Source organism: Microbacterium sp. LMI12-1-1.1 (genome assembly GCF_040676455.1).
In the GTDB taxonomy this organism is placed as follows: domain Bacteria; phylum Actinomycetota; class Actinomycetes; order Actinomycetales; family Microbacteriaceae; genus Microbacterium.
Window position 1 is genome coordinate 145,102 of sequence record NZ_JBEGIA010000012.1, and the last position, 18,547, is coordinate 163,648.

The window sequence follows — 18,547 nt, forward strand, 5'->3', positions numbered from 1 at the left end:
TCGTGAGGGGATGGGGATGCTGTAACTCGCGGGGTGTCGTCAGCGCCCGGCGCTGCGCGGCCGCCAGCGGCTGTCGCTCGGGGTCTGCTCGTCGGCGACGGCCGGCTCGGGCGCGTCCGGCGCGGCCTGCGGCGCCGCAGCGGGAGGCGCCGGCGCGGCGGCCGGCGCAGCCGGGGTCGCGCCCAGTCGGCCGAGCTCCCGTTCGATCGACTCGAGGAGCGAGTGCACCTGCGCGGTCGCCATGCGGGCGAACTGGCGAGCCCGCACCACGTCGTCCGGCGATGCCGGGCCGGCGGCGGCGAGGTCGTCGGTCGCGAACGCGAGCGACGGGGAGCGATCCGCGGCCCAGGGCTCGGCGGCCCGCGGGCTCTCGGGGACCGCGGCGGCGGCGATCTGCCCGGGGTGGGCTGCGGCCTGCTTCTCGATGGAGTGAGCGACGTGCTGCGCGCGCTCGATGATCTCGCGGTACTGCTTGCGGGCCGTCTCGATGAGGTCCTTCGCGTACGACTCGGCCTCCGCCACCGCGTCGTCGGCGATGCGCTGTGCACTGCTGAGCAGCAGGACGGCGCGACTGGAGATCTCGCCCTCCTCGGTGGTGACGCCGCTCGCGGTCAGCGCCTGGTTGTCACGCCACGCGACCTCGAGGGCATCGGCCGCGGCCGCCAGCAGCGCGTGGACCTCGCTGCGGGCGTAGCCGCTGCGCTCGTCCGCGAAAGAGACTCCGCGGAGCAGCTCCGGGGTGATGGATACGGATTCGGTCGCGGTCATGTTCGTGTCTGCCCTCTACTGGATTCCCCGCATGACGCCCGGCTCAACGAGTTCCGGGGGGACTGCCTCATCGCCGGCGATGCTGGGGTGCTGGGTGAACGGGTCTTCGTACTTCTCGCTGCGGATGCGGTGCGCGTCGAGTCCGGCACGCTGCAGGACGGCGGTGGTGTGCTCGACCATGCGCGGCGATCCGCAGACCATCGCGAGGCGGTCGTCCCACGGCCCGTCCGCGGCGGCCAGGTCGCCGATCAGTCCCCGGCGTCCGGGGAACGACGGGTCGTCCGACACCGCGTACCGGATGCTCAGCCAGGGCGCGTCGGCGTAGCGCTCGAGTTCGGGCTTCGCGTAGAACCCCCACGGATGCCGCACGCCGTGGTACAGCGCGACGCGGGGACCGCTTCCGCGCGCCGCGTGGCGTCCGGCCACCTGATCCAGCACGGCGAGCAGCGGGGCGAGCCCCGTGCCGCCGCCGATCAGCAGCAGATCGGGCCACTCGCTGTCGAAGCGGAGCGTCAGCAGCTCGCCGATGGGCGGGCCGAGCCGCACCCGGTCGCCCGGCTTGACGTCGCGCAGCAGCGCTCCGCTGACCTGTCCGCCCGCGACGAGCTGCACGTGGAACGTCATGGTGCCGTCGGCGCGGGGCGCGTGGGTCGGCGACAGGTATCGCCACTGGCGCGGTCGTTGCGGGATCTCGACGGCGAGCGACTGACCGGCCTGGAACCGGTACCTGTCGTCGGGCCGGATCGTCACGGTCCCGACATCCATCCCCCGCCGTTCCGTCGCGATCACCTCGCCGGCCCAGGTGGCGGGCTCGGACTCGACCGCCTCGGCCGCGGTGATCATGGTCGTCGCGATCAGGCCGTACGCTTCGGCCCAGTCGGCCGCGAGGTCAGGGGTCCACGCGGCGCCGAGGAAGTGCTTCAGCGTCGCGAGCAGCGATGCGCCCACGGCGGGGTAGTGGCCGGCGATGGTGCCGAACTTGCGGTGATCACGCCCAAGGTCCTCGATGTAGCCCACGACGTCGCCGACGTGGTCGACGTTGCTGACCATGTGGCCGAGAGCCTTGACGAGTCGGTCGCGCTGGGCGGCCATGGCGACCGGGAACAGATCGCGGGTCTCGGGGTGGGCGAGGAAGAGGTGCGCATAGAAGTACCCGGGTACCGCGTCCCCGTGAGCCGCGACCTGAGCCCAGGTCCGCTTGAGCGCTACCGCATCCACCTGTGTCGTGTCCCATCCATCGGCCAGTCGGTACCGGCCGACGCTAGCGCGTTACAGATGTATCTGCAAAGCATTCACCTGTAAGTGCAGCCGCATATCATGGATGCGTGCGGCGCTGGATCTGACGGCGCGTCACGGGTCGGGGGGCCTCATGACTGTGTTGTTGAGCAACGGAACCGTCTTCGTCGAAGAGGGGCTCCGCGAGCAGGCCGCCGAACTCGTGCGGCGCACGGAAGACCTGGGCACACGCGATTTCGCGCTGGTCGCCGGCGACGGCTCCCGTGTGGGCGTGCCGGCAGACGTGAGCGCATTCCTCGTCCACGTGCTGAGAGGACTCGCCCGGGGATCCGTGTCGGTGACGACCCTTCCCGAGGAGCTCACGACCACCGTGGCGGCCGAGCTGGTCGGCGTCTCGCGGCCGACCCTGATGAAGCTGGTGCGCAACGGCGAACTGCCCGCCCGGCAGGTGGGAAGCCACACACGACTGCGCACCGACGACGTCCTGGCGCTGCGCCGCACGCGCGCACAGGATCGACGCGCCGCCCTCGACGCCCTGCGCGAGCTGGACGACGAGTTCGAAGCGGACCGATAGGCGGCGCCAGGTAGCCTGACCTGGTGCTGCAACGGGTTTTCGTCGACGCCGACGTCCTCGCCGTGCGCACTCCCTTCGAATGGCTGGCGCTCGTCCGCGACGAGACCCATGCTTTTCAGCTGCACTCCTCCGCCGCGGTCGTGGCCGACGCGGTCCGGATCTGGCGGGATCGGGACCCGGCCGCCCGCGGCGCCTCCGCGCGGCGGCGGCGTGAGCTCCTCGTGGCCGCGCTCGACGAGCTGGCCGAGGCGGACGTGGATGTCGATATCGACGCCCTCCCGGACGGTTCCACCGCACACGATGCCGCGGTGATGAGCGGCGCCCACATCCTGCTCTCGTCGCGCGCCCGTGATACCCCGGACGCCGACCTCCTCCCGTTCGAACTCGCCACGCCCGACGAATTCCTCTGCCTGGTGGACGACCTCGCCGGCGCTGCCGTCCGCAACGTCGCCCTGGAGCTGGCTCGCCGCGACGGCGCCGAGACGCGCGGTTCCGTCGATCGTCTCGCTCGCGCGCTCATCGCAGCCGGCTGCCCGACCTTCGCCGGGCGCGTGCGTGCGCATCTGCGCACCTCGGGGGCCTAGGCACCCGCGGCGGATGACGGCCTAGGCACCTACGGCCGATTCAGTCCCGCGTCGCCCACCAGTCGCGGAGGCGCCGCTCGGCCTCGTCCGCTCCGAGGACACCCTCGTCGAGTCGCAGATCGAGCAGGAACCGGTACGCCTCGCCGACCTCGCGACCCGGTGGGATGCCGAGCACCTCCTGGATGCGGTTGCCGTCGAGCTCCGGGCGGATCGAGGCGAGCTCCTCCTGGGCGGCGAGCTCGGTGATGCGCCGTTCGATGTCGTCATAGGCGCGGGCCAGGCGCGTGGCCTTCTTGACGTTGCGCGTCGTCACATCGGCGCGCGTGAGGATGTGCAGACGCTCGAGCTCGGCATCCGCATCCCGCACGTAGCGACGCACGGCGGAGTCGGTCCAGGCGCCCTCGGAGTACCCGAAGAAGCGCAGGTGCAGCTCGATCAGCCGGCTGACCGTGGAGATGGTCGCGGAGTCGAAGCGCAGCTCCTGCAGCCGCTTGCGGGCGAGGCGTGCACCCTTGACGTCGTGATGGTAGAAGGTCACCCCGCCGCCCGGCTCGAGCCGTCTCGTCGCCGGTTTGCCGATGTCATGCAGCAGCGCGGCGAGCCGCAGCGGCACGTCGGGTGCGGCATCCGGGTTCCGCGTCTTCTCGAGATCGATGGCCTGGCGCAGCACCGTCAGCGAGTGCTCGTACACGTCCTTGTGATGATGATGCTCGTCGACCTCGAGCTGCAGCGCAGGGATCTCGGGGAGGAACTCGCCCATCAGCCCGGTCTCGACCAGCAGACGGATGCCGCGCACCGGGTCGTCGGTGCTGAGGAGCTTGACCAGCTCGGCCTGGATCCGCTCGGGGCTCACGATCTCGAGCGTGCGCCGCAGCTCCGCCATGGCCGCCTCGGTGGCGGGGTCGACGGCGAACCCCAGCTGCGCGGCGAAGCGCGCGGCACGCAGCATGCGCAGCGGGTCGTCGCCGAAACTGACCGCGGGATCCGCGGGCGTGCGCAGGATGCCGCGCACCAGGTCTTCGACGCCGCCGGTCGGGTCGACCAGGGTCTGCCCCGGCACCCGCAGCGCCATCGCGTTGACGGTGAAGTCGCGGCGCACGAGGTCGCCCTCGATGGTGTTGCCGAATTCGACGGTCGGCTTGCGGGTGACCCCGTCGTAGCTGTCCGCCCGGTACGTCGTGATCTCGACCTGCTCGCCGCGGACGCGGGCGCCGATGGTGCCGAAGGCGCGCCCGATGTCCCACTGCGCCGTGGAGACCGGCTTCACGATCTTGAGGATGTCGTCGGGGCGGGCATCCGTCGTGAAGTCGAGGTCGTTCGTCGGTCGGCCGAGGAGTGCATCGCGCACGGGACCGCCCACGATCGCGAGGTCGAACCCGGCATCGGCGAAGGCGCGCGCGAGCGTGGCGACGACGGGGGACTCGGCGAGCGCGCCGAGGCGCACAATGCCCTCGGCCATGTTGAGCATGGGTTCCAGCCTACGGCCCGGTCGTTGAGCGAGCGAAGCGAGACGAAACGCCTCGAGCCAGCTCACTGCGACCGGATGCGTGTTTCGTCTCGCTCGTTCCTCGCTCGCTCAACGACCAGTGGGAGCGGCCGAGGTCACTCCGCGAGCCGCAGGAATCCGGTGAAAGCGAGCTCGCGGACGCGGGGAAGCAGATCGGCACGCAGCGCCGCGGCGTCGACCTCGAGCAGGTCGGCGATCGCATCGACCAGCACTCCGATCGGCAGGTCGCCGTCGCACGCGCCGACGAGCGCCGCCAGGCCCGGGTCCACGCCCAGGGCACGGCCGAAGCCGCCGCCCTGCCGGAGCTCGATGACCGTGGGGTCCTCGGCGCCGGGCAGATGGTGCCGCGCCTCCGTGACGTCCGGTGCCACGACGAATACGGATGCCGCGAGCCCGGCGTCGTCGACGCCGGCCAAGCGGTCGTGGGCGTCGAGGGCGGCGGCCAGGTGAGCGCCGAGGCCGTCGCCGGCGAGCGCCGTGTGCAGCGATTCGTAGCGCGACAGCGTGGGCGCGCCCTCGGCCGGACGCCTCAGCAGCAGGTAGCCGAATCCGACCTCGGTCACCCCTCGCGCCGCGAAGTCGTCGAGCCACGCGTCGACCAGCCGCGCGAAACCCGGCGTGCCGGCGAGGGTGCCGCCGTCGCGCACCCACAGCTCGGCATACGACAGCGGGTCGAGGCTCTCGCGTTCGACCACCCAGGCATCCAGCGGGACCGACGACGACGCGACCCAGCCGCGCACGCGCTCGAGGCCGGGCATGCCGTCCCGGGTCTCCCAGTTGCCGAGCAGCTGCGCCACGCCGCCCGGCGCGAGATGCGCGCCCACGCCACTGACGAACGCGGCCACGACGTCGTCGCCGACCATGCCGCCGTCGCGGTATTCGTACGCCGGCACATCGGCGACCCGCGGCGTGATGACGAACGGCGGATTCGACACGATCCGGTCGAACTGCTCGCCCGCGACGGGCTCGAACAGGCTCCCCAGCCGCACCTCGATGCCATCGATGCCGTTGAGGAGCGCGTTCAGCCGGGTGAATCCGAGGGCGCGCGCGGAGATGTCGGTCGCGACGACGTTCGCCGTATGCGCGCGGGCGCGCAGCGCCTGGATCCCGCATCCTGCGCCGATGTCGAGCCCGCGCGGGGCGGGCGTCGGCAGCTGCAGGCCGGCGAGTGTCAGCGACGCGCCGCCGACTCCGAGCACGTGGTCCTCGGGAAGCGGTCCGCCGAGCGCGGCCTCGTCGAGGTCGCTCGCGACCCACCACTGTCCGGATCCGGAGGCGTCCGCGTACGACTGCGGCCGCACCACCGCGAGCGGGCGGACCTCGCCCTCGGCGACCGTCGCCAGGCCCAGTCGCGCGAGCCCATCGGCGCCGGCGCGCACCAGCGCCCGGTCGACGGACGCCGCGGGCTGCGGCATCCCGAGCACCAGCAGTCTGCCCAGCACGGCGAGGGCGTCGTCGCGATCGCCGAGGCCGCGCGACGCCGGGGACCGCAGCCCGCGCGCAATGGCGTCGTCCGCCGCACCGCCCCACGCGTCGCGGAGGGCCTCGGCGGTGAAGCCGGCGTCGCGCAGATCACCGGCGAGGTCACGACAGAGGCGGGTATCCGGTTCGGGGAGCACGAGTCCATTCAACCGCGCCGGTGCACCCGCGAGGAGCAGACCGGGCGTCCACGGCCTGCCCGGCCCGGCGTCGGGCGGGCTCGGAGGCGCTCACCGTAGAATCGCAGTCGATCGTGCGGTCAGGCCATCGCACAGGAGCGAACCCCCGACAGGATGATCGTGACCCCACCGCGAGCCCCGCAGCGCCCCGCGCGCCGCGCCCCGCGTTTCGTGACCGCCACCGTCGCGGCGGTGGCGGTGGTCGCCGGGCTGCTGCTCCCTGCTGCCGCGATGGCGGAGAGCTCCGAGCCGTCACCGAGCCCCACCGCCAGCATTCCGGTGGGCACCACCGTGTTCACGCTGTCGCCGCAGGCCGACGGCATCGTGCGGCCCGGCGATGCGCTGAGCGTCTCGATCTCGCTCCAGAACGGGACGGATGCCGCCGTCACGCCGTCGACAGTGACGCTCTCGCTCGGGCGAACGCCGCTCGCCGACCGGGACGCGCTCGACGCGTGGCTCGACGGCACAGACTCGACCGTGGCCCTCGAGCCCATCGCCTCGGACGCGCTCAGTGCCGTCGAGCCCGGCTCGTTCCAGGTGCGGGGCATGACCGTCGCGGCCGACGACCCGGCCCTCAGCGGCCTCACGCCGGGCGTGTACCCGCTCGCCGCGTCGTACGAGGGCGACTCCGGCACGGTGAGCTCGACCAGCGCGATGGTCGTGCCGGCCGACGACGCCACCGACGTCGGCATCGGCGTGGTCGTGCCGATCACCGCCGGTGGGCTGAACGAAGGGCTCCTCACCGCGGAGCAGCTGGCCGAGCTCACGGCGCCCGACGGCGACCTGACCAACCAGCTCGACGCCGTCACCGGCACGTCGGCGATCCTCGCGGTGGATCCCGCCGTGCCCGCTGCGATCCGCGTGCTCGGCACGTCGGCGCCGGATTCCGCGCTCGAGTGGCTCACCCGGCTCGAGAGCATCCAGAACTCCCGTTTCGCGCTCCAGTTCGGCGACGCCGATGTCACCGCGCAGCTGCAGGCCGGCCTGCCGCAGCCTCTCGCCCCGACATCGTTGTCCGCCTACATGTCGCCGTCGAACTTCGCAGCGCCCACTCCCACCCCGACGCCCACCTCGACGCCTTCGGGCACGCCGACGCCAGCGCCGACGCCGACGCCGACACCGCAGCCCGGCGACGCACTGCCCAGCACCGACGCGCTCCTCGCGGTCGGACCGGCCACCCGCCCGGGCGTCTACTGGCCGGCCGACGGCACGGCCGACACCGAGATCGTGACGCGACTCGGCGACCTCGGCAGCGACGGCGCCCCCACGGCGACCGTCCTCCCCTCGGCCACGACCGAGGCCGGCGCCGACGGTCGCACGGTCTCGGCACACGGTCAGGTGGGCGACGCCGAGGTGCTCGTCTACGACAGCGACATCTCGTCGGCCCTCGACGCGGCGTCGCAGAGCGACGTGTCGTGGCTCCGCGGAGCGCCGCTGACGACCGCCACCGCGTACCTCGCGTTCGCAGCCGCCGAGGCGGACGGCCCGCTCCTCGTGACGGTCGGGCGCGGCGACGGACGCTCGCGCGTGGAACTCGGGGCCGCCATCTCGGCCGCCCTGTCGGCTCCGAACGTCACTCCTCGCACCATCGCCACGATCGCCGCGAGTGAGGCGCGTGAGGTCGAGCTCGCGGGCACCGAGGCATCCGCCGAACGGGCGGCTGCGGCGTCCGCTCTCGTCGGAGAGGAAGGCGAGATCGCTCGGTTCGCGACGATCCTCGATCAGCCGTCGCTGCTCACCGGGCCCGAGCGCGCCGACATCCTGCAGCTGCTCGGCGTCGCCTGGATCGGCGACGACACGTGGCCGACCGCACTCGCAGACCACCGCACCGAGACCGCCGGCACGCTCACGTCGGTCTCGCTGCTGCCGACCAGTCCCAGCGATCTCTACGGCTCGAGCGCCGCACTGCGGTTCTGGGTGCGCAACGATCTGCCGTACCCGGTCAATCTGGTGCTCTACACCACACGCGACAACCTCCGTCTGGACGTTCAGAGCGAGACCCCCGTGGTCGCGACGCCCCAGAGCAACACGCGGGTCGAGGTGCCGGTGCAGGCGAGGGTCGGGCGCGGCGACGTGACGCTCACCCTCCAGTTGCGCAGCCCCGCCTTCGTCGCGATCGGCCAGCCGGAGTCGGTCGACGTCAACGTCTACGCCGACTGGGAGGCCGCCGGCATCGCCGCGCTCGCCGTGCTCGTCGGCGCCCTCCTCGTGATCGGCATCGTGCGAACCGTGCTGCGCATGCGCCGCCGGCGCCGGGGAACGGATGCCGGTGGCCCGGCCTCCGGCGAGCATGCTCTTGTCGGCGGTGCTGAGGCCGGTGAAGAGGCTGCGGTGTCCGACCACGCTCGGGTCGACGGCGAGGCTGTGCGAGAAGGCGGCGCTGCGGTCGACAGCGACGCCGCGACCGGCGGCGAGAACCTGGCCGACGAGACTGTTGTGGGTCCGACTGCGCGAGACGGTGAGACCGCGGCCGACTCCGCTTCGAGCGACGGACCGCAGCGATGAGCAGCATCGGGCGCGCGAGCGTTCTCATCGGCGCCGGCACGATCGTCTCGCGACTGACGGGTTTCCTCCGCGCGGTCGTGCTGGTGTCGGCAGTGGGTGCGACGACCGCGGGCGGCAACGCATTCGCGATCGCGAACCAGCTTCCGAACAACATCTACGCGATCATCTCCACCGGTCTGCTGAGCGCGGTCGTGGTCCCGCAGATCGTCAAGGCCGCTGCTCATGACGACGGGGGCCGCGCGTTCGTCTCGAAGCTGTTCACCCTGGGCACCGTCGTCCTCCTGGGAACGGCGGTGCTCGCCACCGTCGCGGCTCCCTGGCTGGTGGCTCTCTACGCGCCGGGATACCCGCCGCAGCAGCAAGCGTTGGCGACGGCGTTCGCCTACTGGTGTCTGCCGCAGATCCTGTTCTACGGCCTGTTCGCCCTCGTCGGTGAGTCGCTCAATGCCCGTCGGGTCTATGGCCCGTATACGTGGGCGCCGATCGTCAACAACATCGTCTCGATCGTCGGCTTCCTCGCGTTCATCTGGCTCTTCGGTCCCGCGGGGTCCTCGACCCAGTGGACTCCCGAGATGGTCGCCGTATTGGCGGGCACAGCCACCCTCGGCATCGTCGTGCAGACGGGGATCCTCTTCGCCTTCTGGCGCCGGACCGGTCTGCACATCCGGCCCGACTTCGGGTGGAGGGGCGTCGGGCTGGGGCAGATCGGCAAGCTCGCCGGCTGGACGTTCCTGATGGTCGCTGCCGGTCAGCTCGCTGGTCTCGTCCAGTCACAGGTGATGTCGGAGATCCCGAAAGGCGACCCAGGCGTCTTCGTCGCGCAGAACGCCTGGCTGCTTTTCATGCTCCCTTACTCGATCATCGTGCTGTCGATCGGCACCCCCTACTTCACGCAGCTCAGCGAACACGCCGCGGCGGGGCGGGACCAAGAGGTACGCGGCGACATCGGCCGAAGCATTCGCACCCTCGGACTGTTCGTGGTCGGCGCGACGGCGGCGCTGGCCGTCGCCGCGGTTCCGGCCTCGCGCATCTTCACCAACAGCACCGAGGAAGCGATCGATGCCGCAGGTGTCCTGCTCTGCTACCTCGTCAGCCTCATCCCTCTCGCGGTGCTGTTCGTGGTTCAGCGGAGCTTCTACGCCTACGACGACACCCGCACCCCGTTCTTCTTCACCATCGTCCAGTGCGCCCTCGTGGTGCTGACGGCGTGGGGCGCTCTCTGGGCATTCCACGAAGGCGTACTCCCCGCGGGTCAGCTCGTCGCCGCCGTCGCACTTGGCCAGTCGTTCTCCAGTGTTGTGCAGGTCGTCGTCGCGACGTGGCTGTTGCAACGGCGGCTGGGTGGGCTGCGTGTTGGCTCATGGCTGCTCGCCCTGGGCCGTTTCGCCCTTGCCGCGGTGCCCGCCGCGGCCGTCGGATGGTTGATGTTCCAGCTCCTCGGCGGCGTCGACGGGTGGACGGTCTCGGACAAGGTACTCGGCGCGGTCGGTGCTGCGATCATCGGCATGGTCGTGCTCGTGGTGTACGCCGCGATCCTGGCGCTGCTGCGCGCACCGGAGCTTTCTGTCGCCACCGGACTCGTGCGGCGGTTCCTGCCCGGCAGGCGCTGACCTTCCCGGCTCGCGTCGGACGGGCAGGACGCGACGCTCGTCACCCGGCCTCTCGCCGCGCCCGCAAGGGGGCGTAGCACGGAATGCCGCGCGGTTACCATGTGTTGAGGCATCCGAGGCCATCGCGTCCGTCGCGGAACGCTTCGCAAGGCTTCACAAGGAAAGGTGCGCACGTGCGTCAGGTCATCATCATCGGCTCCGGTCCCGCAGGTTATACGGCGGCGATCTATGCCGCTCGGGCGAACCTGAATCCGCTCGTCGTGGCGAGTTCCGTCGAGGCCGGCGGTGAGCTGATGAACACCACCGAGGTCGAGAACTTCCCCGGGTTCCCTGAGGCGATCATGGGCCCGGATCTGATGGCGAAGATGCAGGAGCAGGCCGAGCGGTTCGGCGCCGAGGTGCTCTACGACGACGTCGTCGGGCTCGACATCGACGGCCCCGTCAAGAAGGTCATGCTCGGCAGCGGCGCGAGCCACGAGGCCGACGCGATCGTGTTCGCGACCGGTTCCGCTCCCCGCAAGATCGGCATCGAGGGCGAGTCCCGGCTGTCTGGTCGTGGCGTGTCGTACTGCGCCACCTGCGACGGCTTCTTCTTCCGCGAGCGCGTGATCGCGGTCGTCGGCGGCGGCGACTCGGCGATGGAGGAGGCGACGTTCCTCACCAAGTTCGCGTCGAAGGTGTACGTGATCCACCGCCGCGACGAGCTGCGTGCCTCGAAGATCATGCAGGAGCGGGCGTTCAAGAACGAGAAGATCGAGTTCGTCTGGAACAGCGAGGTCGTCGACATCCTCGGTGAAGACGCCGTCGCCGGCATCGTCCTGAAGGACACTGTCGACGGGTCGACCCGCGAGCTCCCGCTGGACGGCGTGTTCGTCGCCATCGGCTACGACCCCCGCACCCACCTGGTGCACCACAAGCTCGACCTCACGCCCGAGGGCACCGTGTGGGTGGACGGCCGCTCCTCACGCACCTCGGTCCCGGGTGTGTTCGCCGCCGGCGACGTCATCGACCCCACCTACCGCCAGGCGGTCACCGCCGCGGGAAGCGGTACGGTCGCAGCGCTCGACCTCGAGCACTACCTGGCCGCGCTCGGCGAGGCAGGCGATCCGGACGTCTCGGGCGACCAGATCGCCGGCTTGCCTGAGGTGAGCGCGGTCTGACCTTCCGCGGCGTCGCGACACGCCCGGGAACAATCCCGCTGCCGGTGCTGTTGAACATCACCGACAGACTTCCATCGAAGGAGAAACACAGATGACCGCCAAGTCGACGACCTCCGCCACGTTCGAGCAGGACGTGCTCCAGGCCGAGGGTCCGGTACTCGTGGACTTCTGGGCGGAGTGGTGCGGCCCGTGTCGCATGGTCTCGCCCGTCCTCGACCAGATCCAGTCGGAGCACCCCGACAAGATCACCATCCTCAAGCTCAACGTGGATGAGAACCCCGATCTCGCGATGAAGTACCAGATCACATCGATCCCCGCGATGAAGGTGTTCAACAAGGGCGCAGTCGAGACCACGATCATCGGCGCCAAGCCGAAGTTCGCGCTCGAGAAGGACCTCGCCGCCTACATCGGCTGAGGCCACACTCTCAGTTTCAGGGAACCCCGCCGGCTCTGCCGGCGGGGTTTTCCTTCTTCATCTGGTGTTTCCACTGTATGCCGCTCAGGACATCCAAAACCCGTCGTATCTTCTTGTCGATCGATGTCGATCTGCGCGAGGCTTGTTCGACGCACAGAGTGAAGGGGCCACTCGGGCCCTCGACACCGGGCCCAGCCCCGACGGAAGGGAAACCCCATGCGTTACATGCTCATCATGCAGGTCGGTGCCGAGGCAGCAGCCGCGTTCGACCCCGAGACCTACGACATGGCCGAGGCGTACGCTGCCATGGGCGCCTACAACGAGGAGCTCCAGAAGGCCGGCGTCTTCCTCAGCGCCGAGGGACTCTCAGATGCAGCGGAGGGCTTCCGCGTCGACTTCGATTCGGTGCCGCCGGCCGTGACCGACGGACCCTTCGCAGAGGCGCGCGAGGTGTTCACCGGCTTCTGGATCATCGAGGTGGCCTCGCGCGAAGAGGCCGAGCACTGGGCCCGGAAGTGCCCGCTGGGTCCGGGGACGGCGCTCGAGGTTCGGCGCGTGAACGAGATCAGCGACTTCGACCAGAGCGACGAGTGGGTCGCCAAGGAGCAGGAGTGGCGCGCCGCCAACTCGTGACCTCGAGCCTCAGCTCGCCTCCGCACGCACCGTCGGGTCCCACCGGCGGTGCGTGTTGGCGTCGCCCAGAAGCGACCACACCGCCTTCGTCAGCGGGGGATACTCCAGCGCGATCTGCCGCAGGACCCGATAGTGACGACTGGCGTTCGGACGCGAGCCGCCATCGGCGGCGATGTTCTCCGCACGCAGCAGGTACACCACGAGCTCGTCGACGGTCGGCAGCTCATCCATGAACTCCCACGGGTCTTCGCCGGCTCGCAGCCGCTCGTGCACCAGCACCGAGAGCTCGTCCGCGGCCTCCGCGCGCAGCAGCTCCAGGCTCGCTCGCCGTCGCAGGGTGTGCTCCTCGTTCGCCACCAATCCAGGGTACGTTGCGATTCCGACACCGGGGGTCACCCCGCCTACGCTGAGAGCATGACCTCCGACGACGGGCACTCCCGGCGCGCCGTCGAGGCGGTGTGGCGTGACGAGTCCGCACGCATCGTCTCGGCGCTCACCCGCCACACGGGGGACTTCTCGTGGGCGGAGGATCTCGCGCAGGAGGCACTCGTCGAAGCCCTCGCGAGCTGGCCTGTCAGCGGCATCCCTGACAATCCCGGTGCATGGCTCATGTCGGTGGCCAAGCGGCGTGCGATCGATGGATGGCGGAGGCGGGAGCGGCTGACGCAGCGGGAACCCCTCTTCGTGACGGACGCACTGCAGGCGGAGACGCTGGACACCGTGCCCGACCATGCCGACCCGGACCGTATCGACGACGACGTGCTGCGACTGGTTTTCGTCGCCTGCCACCCCGTCCTCCCCGCGCAGGCCCGTCTCGCTCTGACGCTGCGCACGGTCGCCGGCCTCACCACCGAGCAGATCGCGCGTGCCCTGCTCATGACGGTGCCGACGGTGCAGCAGCGAATCGTCCGCGCGAAACGCTCACTCGCGGACGAGGGCGTGCCGTTCGAGGTGCCGGACCGCACGGAGCGACCGGCCCGCCTCGCGAGCGTGCTCCAGGTGATCTACCTCCTCTTCACCGAGGGGTACTCGGCGACGGAGGGGGAGGGGCTGCTGCGCCCGGATGTGGCGCGCGAAGCTGTGCGACTCGGCCGTCAGCTCGCGGCGCTGATGCCCCGCGAACCCGAGATCTGGTCGCTCATCGCGCTGATGGAGTTCCAGTCGTCCCGGTTCCGCGCGCGCATCGACGCCGACGGTCTGCCTCTCACCCTGGAACAGCAGGACCGCCGCCACTGGGATCGTTCGGCGATCTCGCGCGGCAACGAAGCGATGACGCGAGCGGATGCCGCCTCCCGCGGTCTCGGCTACTACGGCCTGCAGGCGGCCATAGCGCAATGCCACGCCGTGGCACCGACGTTCGCCGAGACCGACTGGGCGCGCATCCTCCGGCTGTACGACGCGCTCGACGCCCTCGCCCCGTCGGCTGTCGTGCGGCTCAACCGTGCGGTGGCGCTGTCGATGGCAGCAGGCCCGGAAGATGCCCTCATCGAGGTCGACGCGCTCGCGTCCGAGCTGTCGGGCTTCCGCCCGCTGCCGGCTGTCCGGGCCGAGCTGCTCGAGCGCCTCGGGCACACGGATGCCGCAGCTGCCGCGTTCCTCGAGGCCGCCGCGCTTCCGGGCAACGACGCCGAGACGGCGCTCCTGCGGCGTCGTGCAGCGCAAGCGGAGTCTTCCGCGCCGCGGCGCGCACAGCCCCACCCCTGACGCAAGGCGCTCCCAACCCGGCAGGTGGGAGACTCCCCGGCATCAGGCCGGGCCGTAGCCGGTCTCTCCCAGCTCTCCCAGGATTCGGTTGAGATCCTCGATGCTCGCGAAATCGATTGCGATCTGGCCTTTTCTTGCCGTGAGTGAGATCTTCACGCGGGTGTTGAGGCGATCGCCAAGCCTTTCTGCAACCTCATCGAGATGCGCGCGGCGCGAACCCGCCTGAGGTTTCGCCGCACGCGTGGGCGAAGCATCCGGCAGCTTCGCCGCGGCCTCCGCGGCACGCACTGACAGATCCTCGTTGACGATCTTGTCGGCGAGGCGCTGCATTGCCGTGGCGTCCTCGAGCGACAGGATCGCGCGGGCGTGGCCGGCCGTCAGTACACCGGCGGCCACGCGCTGCTGCACCGGCATCGGCAGCTTCAGCAGCCGGATGGTGTTGCTGATCTGCGGCCGCGAGCGGCCGATGCGCGTCGCCAGCTCTTCCTGGGTGATGCCGAAGTCCTCGAGCAGCTGCTGGTACGCCGATGCCTCTTCGAGCGGGTTGAGCTCGGAGCGATGGAGGTTCTCGAGGAGGGCATCACGCAGGAGGTGCTCATCGGCGGTGTCGCGCACGATGGCGGGGATCGAGGTGAGTCCGGCTTCTCGGGCGGCGCGAGTGCGGCGCTCGCCCATGATGAGCTCGTACTCGCCCTTGTCGTTGCTGCGGACGACGACCGGCTGCAGGACCCCGAATTCGCGCACGCTGTGCACGAGTTCCGCGAAGTGCTCGTGGTCGAAATTCGTGCGCGGCTGACGCGGGTTGGGAACGATGTCGTGCGGGTCGATATGTGCGAGCCGCGCCCCGGGGACCTCGACGAGGTTCCCCTCGGTATCAGCCGTGACCGCTTCGATTGGTGGGGCTTCGTCGACGGCGACAGCACGGGGAAAGAAGACATCGGAGGGGCGGTCGTCAGCCTGCTCGTTGGTCGGGATCAATGCGCCGATTCCGCGGCCGAGCCCTGTGCGCTTCGCAGCCATCAGTCGCCCCTTTCATTCGAGGCGCTGTCGCGCCGGATCATCTCGACAGCCGCTTCGCGGTAGGCGATGGCGCCGGCCGACTGTCCATCGTAGGCGAGAACCGACTGCCCGAAGCTCGGCGCCTCAGAGACCCGGACAGACCGAGGAACGACGGTGTCGAGCACCTCCTTTGGAAAGTGCTCGCGCACCTCATCGGCGACCTGCTGCGCAAGACGCGTGCGACCGTCGTACATCGTCAGCATGATCGTCGAGAGCTGCAGCCGCGGGTTGAGGTGCTTCTGGATCATGCGCACGGTGCCGAGCAGCTGGCTCAGCCCTTCGAGCGCGTAGTACTCGCACTGGATCGGGATCAGCAGTTCGGTGGCCGCGGTGAAGGCATTGATCGTGAGCAGACCGAGCGAGGGCGGGCAGTCGATCAGGATGAAGTCCAGCTGTCCCTCGTGCTTCTCGAGGTAGTCGTCGACGGCAACGCGCAGCCGGTGCTCCCGCGCGACCTGCGACACCAGCTCGATCTCAGCGCCGGCGAGGTGGATGGTGCTCGGTGCGCACAGCAGGTTGGGGGACTCGGGACTGACCTGGATGATGTCAGCGAGGGGGAATTCGTCGATGAGCACGTCGTACACGCTCGGGATGTCGGCGGTGTGCGGCACGCCCAGCGCCGTCGAGGCATTGCCCTGCGGATCCAGATCGATCACGAGAACGCGGGCGCCGCGCTCGGCGAGGGCCGCCGCCAGGTTGACCGTCGTGGTCGTCTTCCCGACGCCGCCCTTCTGATTCGAGACCGTGAGCACGCGCGTACGGCCGGTGAGCTGAACCTCGGCTTCTTCGAGCGCCTTGCGGCGCGCCGTCAGGTCTGCGAGTTCGCGGGCGATCGGCGAGTCGTCTTCGTCGTGCCCGATGGTGACGCCGTCGTGCTGCGCGATGGGGGAGTCCTCTTCCTGCGTGGCGGGGGTGCTCTCGTCCGAGGCGACGGGGCGAGCGACGTCGGGAGATGCGTCGGATGCCGGACCATCGTAATCGTCGGCCGAGACATCGGCGTCGGTGTGCGTCGCGTCCGCCTGCTCCTCGCCCGGCGTGACGTCCTCGCCCGGCGTGAGGTCCTCGCGCGGCGTGAGGTCCTCGCCCGGCGTGAGGTCCTCGCGCGGCGTGAGGTCCTCGCCCGGCGTGACGTCCTCGCCCGCTGCGACCTCAGCGGCGGCGACCTCAGCTGCGGCGAGAGTCACATCGGCAGACATGGACGAGTCCTCTTCGCGGATGGTGTCAGCGGACGCGTCGACGACGTCTGGGCCCGCGTCATTGGTGTGAGGCTCGACTGCAGACTCGGGCGCGGTATCTGTAGACAGGACCCCAGGAGTGGCGGACTCTGCTGCGCCGGATGCCTCTGGTGGCGATCCGATGCTGTGGTCCGTGGAGGCTGACGGAGACTCTGTCGCCAGCGCGGTGAGCGGGCGATCGGACGAGAAGGATGCCTGAGCCTCGGTCTCGTCGGGTTGTTTCACGTGAAACTCTCCCCTTTGCGCGCGCCGCTCAACATCGCCTTCCACCTTATCCCGCCTTCCCCCCATCCCCAGCCGTCGGAGCCAGTTACTCATGCGTTCCTTACCGTTGCGAGCGGGACTGCCATCGCCTCTAGTCAACATCGCATGACCCCGTCGGCGGCGCTAACCCGCCGCTGCAAGGGAAGCCCGGCGCCCGATTGTGACAGAGGCGGCGCGGTCCCGACGGGCCTGTGCGAATCGAGCCCATCCCCGCTTCGAAGGTCGCTCCCGTTGCTGCGTCGACGTCGGTATCGGTGCGGAGGTCACACTCCGCAGAAGTGCACGTGTCTCTCCCGTCGATGGACCGAGATCCACCGGCCCACTTGACCCCACCTGACACGGAGGGACGTGCGGGGTCCTTGGGTGCGGGTGTTTCACGTGAAACATGGTGCGCTAGATCCGCGTGCGTCTCTCTCTTTGCCGCTGCGAGTCCCGGCGGATACTGGCGCCGAGTGAACTCCGGCCTCTTGCGTGGATCTGTAAGATCTCGCGGAGCCCGCCCGCATGCGCAGGCTGTCGGGATTCGAGTTCGCGGGCGCGCACCGGAGACCGCGCCTGTAGGCCCGGTGATGGACGACCTCGGGCACGGCCGTGCTGTCCCGCCTCAGGACCCGCGTCCTTCACTGGGGCTCCTCGGGGAGGAGGGCGCGGGTGGGGGATGCGGCGGGCCGAGCGCTCGAGCCGAGTGCCAGGACCGTCTTCCGCCGGCCCCCGCGCGCGATGGTCGCGGGGGTCGGGTGCGCCGGTGTCCCAGAGGCCGACGCGCGCCAAGGTTTCTCCCGCGACGACGATGACACCTGACGCCTCACTGGCACCGCCGGTGCCGACACCGATCTCCTGGCGTAACCACGGTAACTGCAGCGCGTCGCGACCGAAGCCGCCGCGCCTTCTGCCGCGTGACCAACCAGATCTCCGATACAAGGTGCCCTGGTTCGCGACCGCCACAATTGGCACACCGGCGTCCACGCCTTCACCGGATCGCAGACGACACGGGGATCCACGTCGACTTATAGGCCGCCAGGTCGCGCAGGACCAGGTTCCTACAGCTGCTCGCACTGACGTGCGTACTCCCCCTGGCCACTCGACCGCTCAGCCCCCCGGAACGTGTTCGTCAGTTGATACGGGGCGACGGTCACGTCGCGATCAGCACGGGTCATTGGCCGCTCCTGCCGTGCACACGTTCTTCAACGAGCGCCACCACCCCTACCTTCCTGTCGGGCCGCTATCGGCGACTCACCGTCGTCCGCGGTGCATCCGCCGACCGATCAGGGCATCGCGCGTCCGGCGCGTCGTCGTCACCGTCCGGCCGAACCGTGGACCCGAGCTCCCCGATCAGCAATGAGCTGCGAACGCGCCACGCCCGCCGCATCCCGCTGTACGGCCGGGGCTGCGGTACACCGACCATCTGCCGACGCGCGAGGTCGCGATGGCCAGTGTTTCACGTGAAACATCGATGCCGCAGCGTCCCTCTCGCACCGTGACTCGGCGGCATTCGGACACGACCGCACCGCGGCCTGACCAACCGTCAGCTCTCTGAGTGGGCGCGCACGAGTGGTCCCTGCGGAGCCTCGAGACGCGGCCGCCACGGCACAACCGCGCTTCGATTCGCACCGCCGCCCAAGAAGGCACACCGCT

General features: G+C 70.2%; 15 protein-coding genes. 8 read left to right on the top strand and 7 right to left on the bottom strand.

The window, feature by feature from the left end; translation table 11 throughout:
• Positions 1–39: 39 nt before the first annotated feature.
• On the bottom strand, positions 40–768 hold the full coding sequence (locus tag MRBLMI12_RS09390) for a DivIVA domain-containing protein (protein ID WP_363356017.1): 729 nt from the start codon (positions 766–768) through the stop codon (positions 40–42).
• A 15-nt stretch (positions 769–783) separates the two neighbouring features.
• Positions 784–1,986: a globin domain-containing protein gene (locus tag MRBLMI12_RS09395; protein WP_363356019.1), complete on the bottom strand. Its 1,203-nt coding sequence runs from the start codon at positions 1,984–1,986 to the stop codon at positions 784–786.
• 163 nt (positions 1,987–2,149) lie between these two features.
• On the opposite strand from MRBLMI12_RS09395, the gene MRBLMI12_RS09400 reads away from it, so the two are divergent.
• Together MRBLMI12_RS09400 and MRBLMI12_RS09405 are read left to right on the top strand one after the other, a co-directional pair.
• Positions 2,150–2,578, top strand: coding sequence for a helix-turn-helix domain-containing protein (locus MRBLMI12_RS09400; RefSeq protein ID WP_363356021.1), 429 nt, complete (start codon positions 2,150–2,152; stop codon positions 2,576–2,578).
• A gap of 23 nt (positions 2,579–2,601) precedes the next feature.
• Positions 2,602–3,162: a hypothetical protein gene (locus tag MRBLMI12_RS09405; RefSeq protein ID WP_363356023.1), complete on the top strand. Its 561-nt coding sequence runs from the start codon at positions 2,602–2,604 to the stop codon at positions 3,160–3,162.
• 40 nt (positions 3,163–3,202) lie between these two features.
• Here the strand turns inward: MRBLMI12_RS09405 and MRBLMI12_RS09410 are convergent, their stop codons facing one another.
• Together MRBLMI12_RS09410 and MRBLMI12_RS09415 are read right to left on the bottom strand one after the other, a co-directional pair.
• Complete coding sequence (locus tag MRBLMI12_RS09410; RefSeq protein ID WP_363356025.1) at positions 3,203–4,630, bottom strand: CCA tRNA nucleotidyltransferase; 1,428 nt, start codon at positions 4,628–4,630, stop codon at positions 3,203–3,205.
• Positions 4,631–4,764: 134 nt separating this feature from the next.
• A complete protein-coding gene (locus tag MRBLMI12_RS09415) occupies positions 4,765–6,288 on the bottom strand; it encodes a DUF7059 domain-containing protein (RefSeq protein ID WP_363356027.1) in 1,524 nt (507 codons plus the stop codon).
• Positions 6,289–6,447: 159 nt separating this feature from the next.
• Between MRBLMI12_RS09415 and MRBLMI12_RS09420 the strand changes: the two genes are divergently transcribed.
• From MRBLMI12_RS09420 to MRBLMI12_RS09440, 5 genes are all read left to right on the top strand, one after another.
• Positions 6,448–8,832 (top strand): DUF6049 family protein, encoded by a 2,385-nt coding sequence (locus tag MRBLMI12_RS09420; protein ID WP_363356029.1) that lies wholly within the window; start codon positions 6,448–6,450, stop codon positions 8,830–8,832.
• Complete coding sequence (murJ, locus tag MRBLMI12_RS09425) at positions 8,829–10,442, top strand: murein biosynthesis integral membrane protein MurJ (RefSeq protein WP_363356031.1); 1,614 nt, start codon at positions 8,829–8,831, stop codon at positions 10,440–10,442. The genes MRBLMI12_RS09420 and murJ overlap by 4 nt, the downstream gene beginning before the upstream one ends.
• Positions 10,443–10,615: 173 nt before the next feature.
• Positions 10,616–11,602: a thioredoxin-disulfide reductase gene (gene trxB / locus MRBLMI12_RS09430; protein WP_363356033.1), complete on the top strand. Its 987-nt coding sequence runs from the start codon at positions 10,616–10,618 to the stop codon at positions 11,600–11,602.
• A gap of 91 nt (positions 11,603–11,693) precedes the next feature.
• On the top strand, positions 11,694–12,017 hold the full coding sequence (trxA, locus tag MRBLMI12_RS09435) for a thioredoxin (protein ID WP_363356035.1): 324 nt from the start codon (positions 11,694–11,696) through the stop codon (positions 12,015–12,017).
• A gap of 216 nt (positions 12,018–12,233) precedes the next feature.
• A complete protein-coding gene (locus tag MRBLMI12_RS09440; RefSeq protein WP_349425706.1) occupies positions 12,234–12,650 on the top strand; it encodes a YciI family protein in 417 nt (138 codons plus the stop codon).
• Between the two features lie 9 nt (positions 12,651–12,659).
• Here MRBLMI12_RS09440 and MRBLMI12_RS09445 read toward each other — a convergent pair whose 3' ends face one another.
• The gene (locus MRBLMI12_RS09445) at positions 12,660–13,007 is read right to left on the bottom strand and encodes a tryptophan synthase subunit alpha (RefSeq protein WP_404909914.1); all 348 of its coding nucleotides are present in this window, start codon (positions 13,005–13,007) and stop codon (positions 12,660–12,662) included.
• 57 nt (positions 13,008–13,064) lie between these two features.
• On the opposite strand from MRBLMI12_RS09445, the gene MRBLMI12_RS09450 reads away from it, so the two are divergent.
• On the top strand, positions 13,065–14,354 hold the full coding sequence (locus MRBLMI12_RS09450; protein ID WP_363356038.1) for an RNA polymerase sigma factor: 1,290 nt from the start codon (positions 13,065–13,067) through the stop codon (positions 14,352–14,354).
• A gap of 42 nt (positions 14,355–14,396) precedes the next feature.
• Here MRBLMI12_RS09450 and MRBLMI12_RS09455 read toward each other — a convergent pair whose 3' ends face one another.
• Positions 14,397–15,374 carry a ParB/RepB/Spo0J family partition protein gene (locus MRBLMI12_RS09455; RefSeq protein ID WP_363356040.1) on the bottom strand — a complete coding sequence of 326 codons (978 nt, stop codon included), beginning with the start codon at positions 15,372–15,374 and terminating at the stop codon, positions 14,397–14,399.
• Entirely contained in the window at positions 15,374–16,297 is a 924-nt protein-coding gene (locus tag MRBLMI12_RS09460) for a ParA family protein (protein ID WP_363357036.1), read from the bottom strand. Before MRBLMI12_RS09460 ends, MRBLMI12_RS09455 begins: the two co-directional genes overlap by 1 nt.
• Between the last annotated feature and the right edge of the window lie 2,250 nt (positions 16,298–18,547).

Coding starts and splice junctions, on each gene's coding strand:
- MRBLMI12_RS09390 (WP_363356017.1), bottom strand. CDS start 768: ATGACCGCGACCGAATCCGTATCCATCACCCCGGAGCTGCTCCGCGGA.
- MRBLMI12_RS09410 (WP_363356025.1), bottom strand. CDS start 4,630: ATGCTCAACATGGCCGAGGGCATTGTGCGCCTCGGCGCGCTCGCCGAG.
- murJ (WP_363356031.1), top strand. CDS start 8,829: ATGAGCAGCATCGGGCGCGCGAGCGTTCTCATCGGCGCCGGCACGATC.
- trxA (WP_363356035.1), top strand. CDS start 11,694: ATGACCGCCAAGTCGACGACCTCCGCCACGTTCGAGCAGGACGTGCTC.
- MRBLMI12_RS09440 (WP_349425706.1), top strand. CDS start 12,234: ATGCGTTACATGCTCATCATGCAGGTCGGTGCCGAGGCAGCAGCCGCG.
- MRBLMI12_RS09450 (WP_363356038.1), top strand. CDS start 13,065: ATGACCTCCGACGACGGGCACTCCCGGCGCGCCGTCGAGGCGGTGTGG.
- MRBLMI12_RS09455 (WP_363356040.1), bottom strand. CDS start 15,374: ATGGCTGCGAAGCGCACAGGGCTCGGCCGCGGAATCGGCGCATTGATC.